This is a genomic window from Pristimantibacillus sp. PTI5, from assembly GCF_048572955.1.
Taxonomy (GTDB): Bacteria; Bacillota; Bacilli; order Paenibacillales; family Paenibacillaceae; genus Pristimantibacillus.
In genome coordinates this window covers 5,878,394-5,893,474 of record NZ_CP183886.1, presented here as the reverse complement: position 1 = coordinate 5,893,474, position 15,081 = coordinate 5,878,394, and the positions used below count along the sequence as shown (strand labels likewise).

Sequence of the window (15,081 nt, the reverse complement as noted above, 5' to 3'; positions counted from 1 at the left end):
GCATGTTATGTCGAGACTGGCTGCAGCAATCGAATAAAAAGACCGCCGACGACGGAGCGATTCTGAAAGTTCAACTGCTCGCCCGTTAACGTATCATACCAATCGGTCATGGGGACACGGCTGGGCGATTCGTTCAAGAAATGCAAAATCGGGTAAATCATCTGTTCAAAATTCGCTTTGGGCTTCGCCAAGGATGCGCACCACACGAGCCAATCCAGCTTTGTATACGTGTTCCTGCTATCAAGCGGGGTACCATACTTATTTTGATTGGCGATATAATGGCGAAGCTCTTCCTCGATTATATGCTCAGGAAAAAGGTTAAGCCCAAGAAGGCGGTCCCAAACCAGATTATACTTTAGACTCCAGGTTTCCGGCGTACTGTCAAAGGTTAGCTTGTAATGACCGCCTGCGTTCGCCTTGCTCGACCAATTAAGTGCCATTTCTTCGGCCGCTTCATAATAAGCGTCCTTATCTTTCTCCCCTAGCATTTTGCATAAGAGGGAATAGGCGCCGATCCCGATGATCGCTTTTACGGAAAGGTTGGTATTATGCGCCAAATGGCCTGCAAAATCATCTGTGCACAATTGATTCTCCGGATCCATTCCGTTGTCTTTTAAATAACCGGCCCATTTCGTTAAGAGCTCCCAATGTTCTCTCGCAAAACCCGCGTCCTTCTCATACAAACAAACCGCAGCGGCCATAATGAGCATATTCCCGCATTCTTCGATCGGCATCTGGTTTTCCGGCTCATTCTCGCCGTATACTTGGCCGTTCGCTTTCGGGTAACATCCCACATCATGCGGCGCAAAATTAAACTTCCAAGCCTCGCTGTCCGCATATCTGAATATCGGTCTCATCATGCCTTTAACCAGTTCGGTATTATAGAGCAAAAATAACGGGATTGAAGGATAACTGACATCCACGGTTGCGATACAGCCGTTGCTGAAATTTTCTTTGGAGAAAAACAAAATATCACCGTTCTCATCGCTGACCAGCTTATGTGCCGCAATGGATTGCCGGTATGCAAGCGCCAGCAAATTCGTATAGCTGTCGCCGCCCGCATCTCCGCTCTCAGCCGCCAGCTTCCGGTTAAATGTTTCGCTTTTCGTCTGGATCTCTTCGTATTGCTCTACGGCCAAGACCAACATTTCCTCGAACGTCAACCCCGTCCTGCGCCAATAAGCATCCAATCTCTTGCCAAAATATTCGATCGATTGAATGTCATCGTATGCTGCGATCACGTATTGCGAATCTTGCCGTTCATTTACCTGGTTGAAATCCAATACGGCAGCCATAACAGGCGTATCTTCCGCTGCGGCACGCGGATGGGATTGCTCGTCTTGCTGCGGCAGGCGTCCGGTTTCCAAAAACTGCTTTCTCACCCGGTAAGAATGAATCGCGGTTTCAAGACTGCCCGTTTGAGGCGCTGCCAAATATACGTAGCCCCAATCGATTCTCGTATCGTCTCCGGTACGCGCTAAAACCGGCTGTTCGACGGTACCCATACGCATGGCAGCGATTTTTCCATTACTGGTTTGGCGCGACCAGACGACCGCTTGCTCCGTCGTATTCACGCATAATTCAGCGGATATATCGACATAGATTTGGACATCATGCGGCCTGCCGTCTATCGAACGAACACGGAACGTCATGTAGGAAACCGGTCTTGATAAAACATCCAAATCATCAAGAAGCAGCGGGGTAGCAAATACCGCCTCCAGCTCAATGCCGTCCGCTTCAAACGTGTACGTGCTGGTTAAAGCTTCAACCTTCAAGCTTGTTTGCTGCATCGCTGCCGGTTCTTCATTAGTTGTATCTTCGGACAGTTCAACCTTCCCCATAAATAGGCGTGATTTGCCATCGATTCGGATGAGTCCGGCCATGCTGTTGCGTTTGTTGGTCCAATGCTTCGTATGGTCATCGAAGAGCTGATCCGCCGCCGACCAAACGCTGAAGTAAGGATCTACCGTAATGAGCGGTACGGAGGGTGGCCTAAAAGGGTGGGACATTGTAAACATCTCCTCTGTCTGCATAATTAAAGGGAGAGCGGAACCGCTCCCCCAGCAGCCCAAATCAGTTCGGCATCTGCATCAAAACGACTTCTTTGCCTTTCAGGCTGTCATTCGTAAACTTCATTGCCTCTTCATAGCCGGTTTTTCGCATTTGGTCGCGGAGCTCATTCAAAATTTTCAGCGCCGCTTCATCCGATTTCGCGTACACCGCTTCTTTCCATGCATCGCCTGTTTTGTCCATCGAAGGCTTCAGCATCTCCCACTGCTCGGACTTGATGATAACATCACCCGGATTATAGGCGGTAATCACCTTGATGCCGTCCGGACGCAAAATTTTACGGGCATTATCCATTGCGGCAATCCGTTCTTGATCCAGCCAGATATCGCCGCCTGCCACGGAATTAATGCGATCCATCCCCGACATGGAATTGAAACCGATATCGATTCCTTCGTTTTTGCGAGCGAGCAGTTTACCCGAGGTATCAGCCGCAAATTTATCGAACCATTCCTTCTTCGCTGTCGGCTTGCCGTTCTCCATATCCCAGTGCACGCCTTGAACGCCGTAACGAACGAGCATGAAGCCCTCATCGGAAGCGAGATAATCCAGAAGACGCAGCGCGGCGTCTACATCTTTGCACGCTTTCGTAATCGCCGTTACGTTATTGCCTTGAATCCCCAGATCGACCGGACGGTTAGGCTCCGCGCCTGCCCGCTCCAATGGACCTACAGGCACGTAGTCGCTGCCCGGATTCGCCTTGACGTATTCCTTGGTGGCATCAAGAATAGCGGGGTAATGAGCGGCAAGAACCGCGACGCGTCCCTGCAGTATTTTCTCTTTTGCAATCGGATCCGTTTGGGTGAACGCTTCCGCATCCAACAGCCCTTCGGACAGCAGCTTGCGATAATACAACGTATACTCGTCATACCCTTTGGAGAAGAAGCTGTTCTCGAGTGTGCCGTCGCCTTTGTCAACATAGCCGGCGCCGCCATAAAACATCGTGTTGGCGATGCCCACGGCCCAGCCGTTGCTGAATCCCCCGAGCGGAATAACCGGCTGGCCGTTTGCCTTAAGGTTCGCATCCTGGATCTTCTTCAGAAATTGATAAAACTCGTCTTTCGTTTTGACGGATTGCGGGTCGACGCCGATAGCCGCCGCGATATCCTTGCGCACGTAGAAACCGTACAGCCAATCCGTACCGTCCTTATCCGTAGCAGGCTGGTTCTGAAGCAGCAAATATTTCTTGCCGTCATATGCATCGATACCCTTCTCGTACAATGCAGGCGGCACGTTCTCTTTGGCGATCGACTTCGCCAGGTTCGGATATTTGTCGAGCTTATCCGAAAGGTCGACCAGCTGATCTTCCTTAGCCGCTTTAATCATGCCGTCAAGCTCACCGCCCCATGCCGGACCCGTATAAATATCGGGCAGATCCTGCGTAGCGAAGATCGCATTCACCTTCTCGGTTTCGCTGCCTGTCGTATATTCCCATTCCACGGTGACCCCGGTCTTCTCTTTGATGACTTTCTCTACAGGTGTCATGTCCACCTCTGCTCCCGAGGAACCGTTCCAGTTATGAAGGACTTTCAGCGTGACTTCCTTCGTTCCCGTAGTGCCCCCGTTGGCACCCTCGTTTTCGGATTCCTCCTTGTTCATACAGCCTGCCAAAACGCCGGTAAATAGTGCCGCTGCCAGTAAAACTTTTGCCCCTTTGTACCAAATCTTCTTCATATTAACCCTCCATTTCGAGATACGTTATATGATAAAGTCCTTGGAGCGGACCGTTATCCTTTAACCGAGCCGATCATGACACCCTTTACGAAATACCGCTGCAAGAACGGATAGATGCAAAGGATCGGGAAAACGGTAATAACGAGCAGTGCCATCCGCAGCGATTCCGGCGTGGATCCGGCCGCACTGCCGCTGATGGTCTGGCCGCCCTGCTGCGACGATCGCTGCATGGAAGAAGATAAAGCCTCCGCTTGCGTCAGCATCTCCTGCAGCAGCGTTTGTACGGGAATCAAATCTTTATCCGACACGTAGTAGGCGCCCGTAAACCAATCGTTCCAGTGGGCGACGCCGATAAATAACGAGATCGTCGCAAGCACCGGACCCGAAAGCGGCAAAATGATGCGCATGAAAATCTGAAAATCTCCGTACCCGTCAATCCGCGCCGACTCCTCCAGCTCCTCGGGTATGCCTTGCAAGAAGGTTCGAATGATGACAATATGCATGAAGTTAAACAGCATTGGAATGACGTACACCCAGAAGGTGTTGATCAAATGAAGCTTTTGAAGGGTGATAAAAAACGGAATGAAACCCGCGCTGAAGATGGTCGGCAGGAAAATATAGAAAGCGAAAAACGATCTCCCCGGCAGCGACTTTTTGGACAAGGCGTACGCCATCAACGTACTTAGCCCCACATGCAGGAAAGTGCCTAGAAGCGTCCGCATCAACGTGATTTTGTACGCCTTCCAAATGCGGGCGTTGTCAAACACCTCCGCGTAATTATCCAGCGTGAGTTTGCGCGGCAGGAAATATAAGGCGCCAAGCATCGAGTCTTTCCCGTCGTTCAACGAGTAAACGAGAATGTAAATGAACGGGTAAATCATCGAAAATCCGACCAAAGCCAGAAAAATATAGTTGCATAGCGTGAAAATGGACAAATGGCGTTTCATCTCGTCACTTCCTTTAGAAGAGGGATACGTCGCTGGCTTTGCGAGCGATACGGTTGACCGTCAGAATCAGAATCAAGCCAATGACGCTTTGGAACAGTCCCACCGCAGCCGCGTAGCTGAGCCTGCCCTCGCTTATGCCGGACTGAATGACATGCACGTCCAGGACGCTTCCGATACCGGCAGTAGCCGGTCCGCTTAGAAGGAGAAGCTGCTCGTATCCGGCGCTCATCAAGCTTCCGATCGATAGAATGAAAAGAATAATCGCGATATTGCGGACACCCGGCAGCGTCACATGCCAAATTTGCCTGAACCGGTTCGCTCCGTCAATCTTGGCTGCTTCATACAGCTGCTGATCGATGCCGGCAATCGCGGCCATATAAATGATGGAGTTCCAGCCAATGCTCTTCCAGATTTCCGAACCGACGATGACCTGATAGAACCATGAGGTGTTATACAGGAATTGTATAGGCTTCATGCCAAGAGCCATCAACACCTCATTGACCGGACCGCCATTCAACGTAAGAAGGCGCTGCATCAGGGTGACGACGACGATCCAGGAAACGAAATGCGGCAGGTAGGAAAGCGTTTGCACGGTTTTCTGGAATTTCAGGCTGCGAACCTCGTTTAATAGAATCGCCAGCACAATCGGCATCGGGAAACCGATCGCCAGCTTCAAGAAGCTGATGATGACCGTATTGCGAAGAATCTCTTCGAACTTGTAATAGTCGAAAAATTGCTGGAAATATTTCATCCCGGCCCATGGGCTTCCGGTGAAGCCTCCCGAGAAGGTATAATCCCGGAAAGCCACCTGAATACCGAATAGAGGGACATAAGAAAAGATAAAAAACCAGACGAGGCCGGGCAGCAAAAACAAGTAAAACACTTTATGCTGCCAGACCTTCTTCCACAGCAGAGATGCTGTCATAAGCCGTACCTCCTTTACCTAAGAATCATAGCTTGATGCGTCAATCGCAGCGTTTTGATCTCAAACGGGGTGAAAGTAAGCTCTACTTTTCCGCCGTCTACCGGTATGGATTCGATTTTTTCCTCCATTAAATCAGCCAGCCATGCTTTCTCGACACGGAATCCGAAGTAAAGCGGCGTTTGCACATTCGTTCCGGCCGTTTCGTACATCCGGACGATGAGATCATCTCCGTCCTCGGCCTTCTTCACGGCTTCCACCATGACGTTCGGGTGATCCAGACGCAGAAACGCCTGCGCTGCCGGAAGGCTGCCCGATTCTCCGGATTGCGGAACATCGACTGCCCGAAGCGGGATATTCAGCTCGTAGCCCCGCTTGTAAACCTCAGCCTGTACATGGTCTCCTTTATGCGGGTAGAGCGAATAGGTGAAGGTATGCTTCGCCCGGTCCGCTTCGGGGTCCGGGCTCGATGGGCTGCGCAATAGATTCAGGTCGAGGACATTTTCTTCCGCGCGGTGCCCATACTTGCAATCGTTAAGCAGCGCTGCTCCGTAATCCGGTTCCGAAAGGTCCACCCAATGATGGGCGCAAATTTCATCCTTAGCGTAATCCCACATGGTATTGCGGTGCGTAGGCCGCTTCAAGTAGCCGAATTGAATCTCGCAGCTGACGTGATCTGCGCGGATATTTACAGGGAACGATGTTCGCAGCATCTTTCCTGATTCCCGCCAATCGACGTCCGTTACGAAATCGATTCTTCTGCTGCCTTGGGTCAGCACGATTTTTTGCGTTACCGCGGACTCCCCGAATCGGTACTGTTGGATAAAGCCTGCCGTGGGGCCGTCCGTGAATTCGGCTGTTTCTTCCGGCAGCAGTACCGCGCCGCCGGTCTGCCGGTAATCCTGGCGAAAATCCCATGCATCGCCTGAATCATGATAGACGCGCAGCTCGTTGGCCCGGTGGTTCTGCTGTATAACTTCTCGCCGGTGCTCTTTATCATAAATCGAAGCAATGGTGCCGTCTGCCGCTAGGGTAATGGCTAAAAGATCGTTTTCCACCTGACGCTTCGAAGCGTTAGCCTGCAGCTCCGGATGCAATGCTGCCGCTTTCACTTCTGCCGCGGCAGCTGACTCGGCCGATGCCTCCAAAACTGCAAGCGGTTCTGCAGTGGCGCAGCCCATCGGCGGCACGCATACGCGCATCCATTGCCCGTCTTTCTTCATCCATTCATTCCGTTCCCAAGACAAGGAGTTAAAGACGGCAAGCTGCTTGCCTCCCCCTTCCACTGGCAGCTGCCCGGCCAACATTCCGTAGGCCTCAGCAATCATGTTCTCGACGCGTTCCAGCAATATCGCGTACCGTTCTAGCGACTCGTCATACACCCGTTTAATCGAGGAGCCCGGTAAAATATCGTGGAACTGGTACAGCAATACTTCCTTCCAAATCTCCTCCAGCTCCTCTGCAGGATACCGGTGTCCATTCGTTATTCCCGCTAGCACCGCGGAAAATTCGAGCTCTCGCAGCGCTTTCTCCAGCTTTCGGTTGTACCATTTGTTCCGTGCCTGGCTCGTCAGCGTACCTTGGTGCTTCTCCAGATACAACTCCCCGCGCCAAGTTTGATAGCGATCCTTTCCTACATCCAGCTTCTCGAAAAAAACCGAAGACGGCGTTTGTTCAACCGGACTCAAGCCGAGCAAGTTTTTCTCGCGGGCCAGCCTTTCCAAATGCTCTTCCCCCGGGCCGCCGCCTCCATCGCCGATTCCGAATAACATAAGGCAGTGATCCGACACGTTTTTATCCAAATATTCCGTTTCCGCCTTAACGATCGAGCGCGGCGCAGCCGGGCTGTTGTAGGTGTCTTCAGGCGGCATATGCATCAGCACCTGCGATCCGTCGATCCCCTGCCAATGGAAAGTATGGTGGGGATGCTTGTTATACACGCTCCAAGACAGCTTCTGCGTCATCATGTAGTCGACGCCTGATTTTTTCAACAGCTGCGGCAGGCTTGCTGTATATCCGAATACATCCGGCATCCACAGCGATTTCATCTCTTGACCGAATTCCTTTTGGAAATACCGCTTGCCGTACAAAATCTGCCGGACAAGCGACTCTCCGCCTGGCACATTCGTATCCGATTCTACCCACATCGCGCCCTGAAGCTCCCAGCGCCCTTCCCGCACGCGCTGCCCGATCTCCTCGTACAGCTTCGGATATTGTTTCTTCATCCAATCGTAGAGCTGGGGTTGGCTCGCCCCGAAAATATAGTCAGGATAACGTTCCATCATGCGCAGCGCCGTTGAGAATGTTCTCGCGCCCTTGCGGATGGTTTCCCTGATCGGCCAAAGCCAAGCAAGGTCAAGATGCGCATGGCCGACCGCGCTGATCTTCAGCACCGGGTCGCCGCCCCGCTTCGCTAGCTGATCGCCGAGCAATTGCCGCGCTTTGCCGACGCGTTCATCCGTCAGCTCGGTCAGCAGCAGAGAGACCTCGAGCAGCGCCTGCAGGATCCGTTCTTTCCGCGCCGAGCCTGACGGCAGCCGTTCCGCGGTTTCAAGCAGTACCTCAGCATCGTAATAGAGCTGCCGGACTTCCTCGCGGCATACGGCGATAACGGCTTCCTTCAGCGTGCCGCTGCGGAATCGCCCAAATAAATCATTGCAGCCCGCATCGCCCCACAGGTCAATCGTTTCCTCGCCTGTAGACGATTCACTCACATGAACGACTCGTTTCCCCGGCAAGCCCAGGGAATAATCGAATTCCGAGTTAATGTTCGTCAAGCCCTGTACGGGTGAGCCCTCGTCGTCTACAAGGCATAGCTCGCCGTTTATATCGATTAGCAATACGATCTTGGCATCTTTGGCCGATTCAGGTATTCTGCCTGCAAAATGAAACCACGCGCAGTCCCACAAGTTTCCCCATCGGTCACCGGGCGAGAGCTCCGTCATCCGTCCAGACTCTCGCTCTTCAAAGGGTACAGGCTCCGGCGTCACCCATGCCGTAACGCGAAGCTCCTCCAGCGGTATATAAATTTGATCCTTCCACTCGTTTATCATTGATTTCAGCTGCTCCGGCCTAACGATTTCATATGGCATATCCTGTCTCCTTTTTTCAGAAAATGATCAGCCTGTAAATTTCACTTTCACTGTGACGTCCGTATCGCTCAAATGGTAATAATGAAGCAAAACCGTTTCCGAAGCTGCGTCCCACTCATACGGAATCATTTCCGTCTGGCCGCGGTATTCCAGCACGGCTGATACTGGCTGAAGCTGACAGTAGAACCTTGCCGCCGCCCGTATATTTTCAGGGCCCTTTACCTGGAATTCAAATCCCGTTTCGTTTAAGGCGAGCGCTTCGATCCTAGATGATGCCGCAATGCATTCGACGGTACCGTCAACAGGCCGGCCTGTCTTCAAATCAAACAAAAAGGCTTGTTCGCCCGTCTCGATTCTTGCTTCATTCCGTACGGCGAGCGCCGGGTCAAACAAATCGACCACAGGGCCCGGTATCGTCAACGGCGTTTCCGCGATCGACTCATCAAGAACGGCGGCAATGATATATGGACCGCGCCGAAGCTGGAAATAATGCTTTGGCCGCAGTTGAAAATCCGGATCGCCGAGTGCTTTAATCGTCTCCGATACCATCCTGCGCAAGGCAGCGGCGCTTTCAACCGATTTTGCGCATTCATCGGGGGCGACGGCTAGGTATCCGACCGCGCCTTTGCCTGCCCGGAATACGCCGTCCCCTGCTCCTTGCAGGTCCAGCTGTTCAAATAGATGCTCACGCGGAGAATCATAGTTCGAACCGCTCTCATTCCACCAAGCGCGAATGCGGTGGTACGGGTCGGAGTCGTCACCGACATACACCAGCGCGCCTCCGTTTCTGACCCATCCGGCTAAAGCGAAATGCAGGTCGGGATATTCCGGCTTCATAAATTCGTAGCTGAGCAGCAGTACGCGATAGCCGTTCAAGTAATGAGGAAACCGCCGCACATTGTCCAGCTGAACTGGCCGAACCGGAATGCCGTGTTTGAGCAATGGCAGCGCAAGCCCATAGAAAGGAGAGAAATCGAGCAGCTCCGTATCCCCCTCCAGACCGAAAGCTTCTGCGTTGGTACCGTCGTATTTGATCAGCTGCTCAGGCGCTTGTGCCTCCATCCTCATGCGCTGGAACATAGCCGAATCGGCAATTAAAATTCCGACCTGCTGCATCGTTTCATCTATCTGCTCCAGCTCCTGATCCATGTTCCCAAGCGTATGCATCACATTCAACAGTGTCGTTGCATAGGCCGGCGGCAAGCCTTCTTTCCCCGTTCCGTCCTCCGACGGATATTTCCCTTCAAAAACCCGTTTCGGCCAAGGGGACACCTCATAATGCGAAACGGCGGGATGCAGAAGAGATGCGGTAACGATCCGAAAATAGTTTTGTTTGTAATCCGCCCATGTATAGCTCGGATTGTCCTCAATCGGATCATGAAGAAACCACATCCGGCGCCCCGTACCTCTGACCAGCTCCTGCATGATGCCATATTCCAAATAAGCGGTTTCAAAGGTTCTTTCTTTCCTTACCCCGTGGTAGACATTAGGCGTCCGTGACGTACCGGTCCAAATCTGTGCGATGTAGCCGTCAATGGAAGGGAGATCGATCAATTGCGACTCCGGACTGACGATCCTCCATTGCGTATAGTTGATCAGGCTGTGCGTCGGGACATAAAATCGTAAATCCCGGCCATGCGTCGTTAAGGCATATTCCTTTAATTCAGCGCACAAGCGGTCAAGGCTGCGCGTGTATAAGTACGCCTTTAGCTTCGAAGCTCTGAACTGCGCATCCGGAGACGCGTGCGGAGCTGACCAAGGCTCCCTGTAATACAGTCTCCATTCCCGCTTAAACGCCTCGGAATAGCCGCCGTTCACCCAAAACTCCGGCTCCTCCAAATGGATGGCTTCCACGCCCGCATCTACCGCAAGCCGGATGGGCCCTGCCAAAAAATTCGTATAAGAAAGAGTAGGAACCATATAAGGAATATCCGGCGAATCGCCGTGCAGGATGGGATCCCCGTTTCTGTCCGTCTGCGCCTCATCCCAGTGGTCCCGTCCGTCAATTTCACCGTTCAGGTAGCTTTGATAATTCCCCCACGCCACGCCCGTCATCAAATGAACGATATAGCCCTTTTCCTTCCACTGGCGGATCCGTTCCGGCATCGTATCGTCGATCCCATACACCATAATGAAATCAGTCTGCAAGTCGTATGAAGCGCGATAAGGAGCAGATTCCTGAAAACCGGTTCTTTCTTCCCTTCGATCTCTGGCCAAACGCAAGACCTCCTTGCCGGTTTTTCATATTTTTCGGATATAGATAAGAATAAGGTTTGTTTTTTCTTTCTCAGTATAACGTTTAGTATGTATATATTCAATATAATTTTATAGACATTTAAACATATCCGCGTTGTTGTGAATTTCTAAAATCTATACAAATAAAGGGTGAAAAGCTGATTCTGAAGCACTAAAAAGAGAATGAAAGCATTTTTCCACTAACTTTCATCCTATTTCAATCAATTTCCGATTAGTTTTTTTGAAAAGTTTTGTCGAATATTGAATTAAAATAGACTTAATATATTCAATATATATTAAATATTATTAATCATCATGATATCTTTTCTCTCCATCGAAAATTTGAATCCTTCGCTAAGTCGCGCATCTTTTCCTGATGACCCGAGTTCAATGAAAAAAGGCTGTTCGGTTTGTCATGTTGAATGACAGACCGAACAGCCTATTTTTTGCTTCCTCTTCTAATTCTTCATATTCTTATTTGCATGCACTAGTCGTATGGCGGGTAATCAATTCCGGTTTAATTAATATTTTGCTGTAATTCCCCTTAGGCTCTCCCGCGGCGTTTATACGGTTAAGCAGCAGCTCTGCCGCTTGATAACCGATTTCATGCTCGAACTGCTTAATATGGGTGAAATTCGTGACTCCTTCCATAATCGCGGTCGAATCATCAAACGTTATGATCGATAAATCCCGAGGCACGTTAAGCCCTGCGAGCTCAGCCATTTGATGAATGTGAGCGCCAAGCTTGCCATTTAACGTAATATATGCGGTAGCCATCCGGTTTTTGACATACCTGAACAAAGGATGAGCTTGAACATCATCCGATGTCCTCAAGCTGAATTCCGTAATGATATGCGCGGGATTAATTAGCGCGCCTTTGTTTTTTAGCGCGTTCATATATCCGTCTATCCGTTCCTGAACGGTAACCGTCTGAAGCGGCGAATCGGAGCATATAGCGATTTCCCGGTGTCCCAGCTCCCAGAGGTAATCTACCGCAAGCTGCGTGCCGATTCGTCCGTCAGACGCAATGTAATCCGTCTCCACTCCAGGCAAGAAACGGTCGATCAGGACAAACGGGAACCCGCTGAATTTCATGCTTAAAATCTCTTCGTTATACTGACCTTCGTCAACCGGGAAAATGAGCAGACCTTCAACGCCAATATCCGCAAACAGCTTTATGGCCTCTTTTTCTTTCTCCAGCTGGCCCCCGGTCAATTGGATTACGGATCGGTAACCCTTTTCCAGCAAACCCTTTTGCATCCCGTCGATCAAGCGTATCGAAAAATAATCCTCAATGGTCGGCATCACGATTCCTATGATCTTTTCCCTTAATCCATTTTCCCGCTGCTCATGTAGATGGGCCGCAGGCCGTCCGGCATCGGGAGCCTCCGCCTTCGCATGATTCACGAAGCTCCCTCTTCCGGGAACGCGGGTAATCGAGCCTTCATTGGATAAACCCGCCAAAGCATTAACGACCGTAATTTTACTTACGTTAAAAAGCTCCATGAGCTCCTTTTCGGTCGGAATCCGGTCACCATGCTTTAGCCCAGAGGATTGAATGAGCTCTTTAATATAATCCTGTATTTGCTGATACAGTGGCATTCTCTCATTTTTCATGTTTTTCACCAAAAATTCTGTATATTTGTTATGTTATATATGATATATGTTTGCTGTCCTTTTTTCAAGTGAGCTTAAAAACAAATTATGCCCGAAAACATTATCCCGGACAGGAGCGATTATTCATATTAAGAGAGAGGACGACCGATACAAGCGGTGTCCTCTCTATCATTACAGTAACTTTGTTATGGCTTAGCTGGCAGGCCGTTCGCGCTGCGAATCAACGAGAAATACTGGTCTGCACGAACTGCTTCGTACTCCGGCCCGAGCGACGCTTGCAGCTGAGCGATATCGGACGGCGTCATGCTCCAAGCAAGCAAGCCCAAGGAGATGAACAACGGCGATTTCCCGTCCCATTTCGCTTTGGCATCGGCCAGAATCTTCTCGCCGTCCTTCACCGTGCTGATGCCTTGAATCGTCGAGACGGGAAGCTTTCCGCCGACGATCTCTACGCCATGGCGGTCTTCCCAGCTCAGGAACATCCCAGATGGCTTATATTCCTTGATATAAGCAGCGGCATGCGCTTCGCTGAGCGGTATATTTTCACTGTTAATGCGGTTCAATACGTAAGGAATCGTCATGCCGGTCTTCTCCATATACGAATTCGACTGCTTCAGGAACTCAGCGAATGATTTTGCAGGCCAAGCATTCGGATAGAAGTATCCCGCGCCGGACGGTCCCGCGATAAGCAGGTCGTTATCCGTAGCGGTCTCCCTGTAATAATTGAGCATCGCAGGAGCGCCATCGTAGAGAAGCGGACTGGAGGTCCAGTTCAGCGGCACCTTGCCTCTGCTCGGATCATCCCATAGAATACGCATTCTATGCTGGTTATACTGGAAGTTGTCGCCTTCGCTGAAGGTGTACGTGACATAAATCTTGTTCTCCAGCTTAGGCGCTTTTACCGTCTTCGCTTTCACGGCATTCGCTTTGGTGCCGGAGAATACTGTCAGGTTGCTGAACCAGTCGGCAGCGAGTACGTAAACGCCATAATTAGACGTGATTTCAACGCCGCTGAATTCTCCTTCTGTATCGTTACTGAACCAGCCTAGATAAGGCGTACCCGGCTTCACGCCCGAGAGGATTTTCTGGAAAAGTTCTTTTTCTTTCGGCACGTTGGAATCGAGCCAGAACACCATCGCATTGTTCGCAACCGCATAATCACGCAGGTAGCCGTAAGGCTCCTTCTGTTCAGAGGACACCGGTTGAACATTGCCTGCGGACACTTTGTATTGATTCCACATATCCACGGAGGCCGTTAGCTGCTTCGTACCGGCAGGCGGCGTGAATTTATAGATAAAGTAGCGGCCATTATCGGCGAACCGATGACCTCCGTTGCCCGTAGATAACTGCGAGCTCTGCCGATCATATAAGAAAGCCTCTTCCTCCGGCGTGCCCGGAATGAATTCCGCTACGGTCTTCCCGTCAGCTTTAAGCGTAACCTGATGGACGGCAGATCCCCAGCCGTCCTGCGTAAACGCATCTTCAAAGCGGAGATAAACATCCGTTTTGCCAAGACTCGCGCTTAGGTCGAGATCATACACTTTTCTATTATTCCCATCTCGTTCCTGTGTCTTATCTTCGTCGATAACTTTGAACAAGTCCGATTGATTTTCTGGAAGTTTGATCGAGGTTTCCGGATTAAGTCCAACGAGCATCCGATGCGTCGTTTGGCTCCAAAGGTTCTCGTATTGCCAAGTATAAGCATCCAGCCTATCCTTGAATTTCCCTTGCAGATCATCCAATACTTTCAAGTCGTATGGCGCGGCCTGCAGTTTCTGCGCAATTTCAGGACTTGCGACTACAGCATTTTTCAATCCGGCCAAAGTCGTTGCTACATTGACGGAGTCCGGCACCTTCGGATCGTATATGATGATTCCGCTGATTTCCTTCTTGTAAGTACGGACGATCTGCCAGTAATCGTCCCTCACCTTGTAAGTAACATCCAGGTCATTCAGCCAGGTGAATGCCCCTTCTTCTTTGTTTTCAAGCAAATAAATGCGAGGCTCGGCACGGTTAACAATACCCTGAAGCGTCGCCATCAATATTTTTATGTCTCCGGGCGCATCATAAATATCCGCTACTTCCAGCTGTTTTATTTTCGAAAAACTTGGAAGCGCTTGCTTTTCCGGCCAAACGATCGTGCTTGCTTGCGGCTTATCCTTGGAGTCGGCTGCCGCTGCACTTAAAGACAAGGACAACGTACAGACAACAGCGAGCCCGATAACGGTAAGTTTACGTAACATGGTTACACCTCGGTTGGATTGTTTTTTGGAGGTTCGCTTCTCGACGCATGCCTCATCCCTTACCCTCCTTTGCCCGGCAGCGTCCTTACAAGCCCTCGCTTATATATATTTATTATATTCATAATACTATTACAACCACTTCGACAAAAGCTCCTATGCTATGACATGAATATGATTCTCTTGTTGTAGGCTGTTTTAACTGCATTAGTTATTTTTACCTAATTCTTGGAAGGGATTTCAGTGTTTCAACCATAGAGGCCAGTCTGTGACATTGTTCAAACAAA

The 15,081-nt window shown here is 50.6% G+C and carries 8 protein-coding genes; all 8 read right to left on the bottom strand.

Annotated features, from left to right (window positions below):
- Window positions 1–5: 5 nt before the first annotated feature.
- The 8 genes from ACN6MW_RS25965 to ACN6MW_RS25930 all read right to left on the bottom strand — a co-directional run bounded on the left by ACN6MW_RS25965 (window position 6) and on the right by ACN6MW_RS25930 (window position 14,797).
- The gene (locus ACN6MW_RS25965; protein ID WP_419872735.1) at window positions 6–2,009 is read right to left on the bottom strand and encodes a glutaminase domain-containing protein; all 2,004 of its coding nucleotides are present in this window, start codon (window positions 2,007–2,009) and stop codon (window positions 6–8) included.
- 64 nt (window positions 2,010–2,073) lie between these two features.
- Entirely contained in the window at window positions 2,074–3,741 is a 1,668-nt protein-coding gene (locus ACN6MW_RS25960) for an ABC transporter substrate-binding protein (RefSeq protein ID WP_419872734.1), read from the bottom strand.
- 53 nt (window positions 3,742–3,794) lie between these two features.
- Window positions 3,795–4,688: a carbohydrate ABC transporter permease gene (locus ACN6MW_RS25955; RefSeq protein ID WP_419872733.1), complete on the bottom strand. Its 894-nt coding sequence runs from the start codon at window positions 4,686–4,688 to the stop codon at window positions 3,795–3,797.
- A 13-nt stretch (window positions 4,689–4,701) separates the two neighbouring features.
- Window positions 4,702–5,613, bottom strand: coding sequence for an ABC transporter permease (locus ACN6MW_RS25950; RefSeq protein ID WP_419872732.1), 912 nt, complete (start codon window positions 5,611–5,613; stop codon window positions 4,702–4,704).
- A 14-nt stretch (window positions 5,614–5,627) separates the two neighbouring features.
- Window positions 5,628–8,702 (bottom strand): alpha-mannosidase, encoded by a 3,075-nt coding sequence (locus ACN6MW_RS25945; RefSeq protein WP_419872731.1) that lies wholly within the window; start codon window positions 8,700–8,702, stop codon window positions 5,628–5,630.
- Between the two features lie 27 nt (window positions 8,703–8,729).
- Window positions 8,730–10,919 carry a hypothetical protein gene (locus ACN6MW_RS25940; protein WP_419872730.1) on the bottom strand — a complete coding sequence of 730 codons (2,190 nt, stop codon included), beginning with the start codon at window positions 10,917–10,919 and terminating at the stop codon, window positions 8,730–8,732.
- A 492-nt stretch (window positions 10,920–11,411) separates the two neighbouring features.
- Window positions 11,412–12,554: a GntR family transcriptional regulator gene (locus ACN6MW_RS25935; protein ID WP_419872729.1), complete on the bottom strand. Its 1,143-nt coding sequence runs from the start codon at window positions 12,552–12,554 to the stop codon at window positions 11,412–11,414.
- Window positions 12,555–12,739: 185 nt separating this feature from the next.
- Complete coding sequence (locus tag ACN6MW_RS25930; protein WP_419872728.1) at window positions 12,740–14,797, bottom strand: GxGYxYP domain-containing protein; 2,058 nt, start codon at window positions 14,795–14,797, stop codon at window positions 12,740–12,742.
- Window positions 14,798–15,081: the final 284 nt, after the last annotated feature.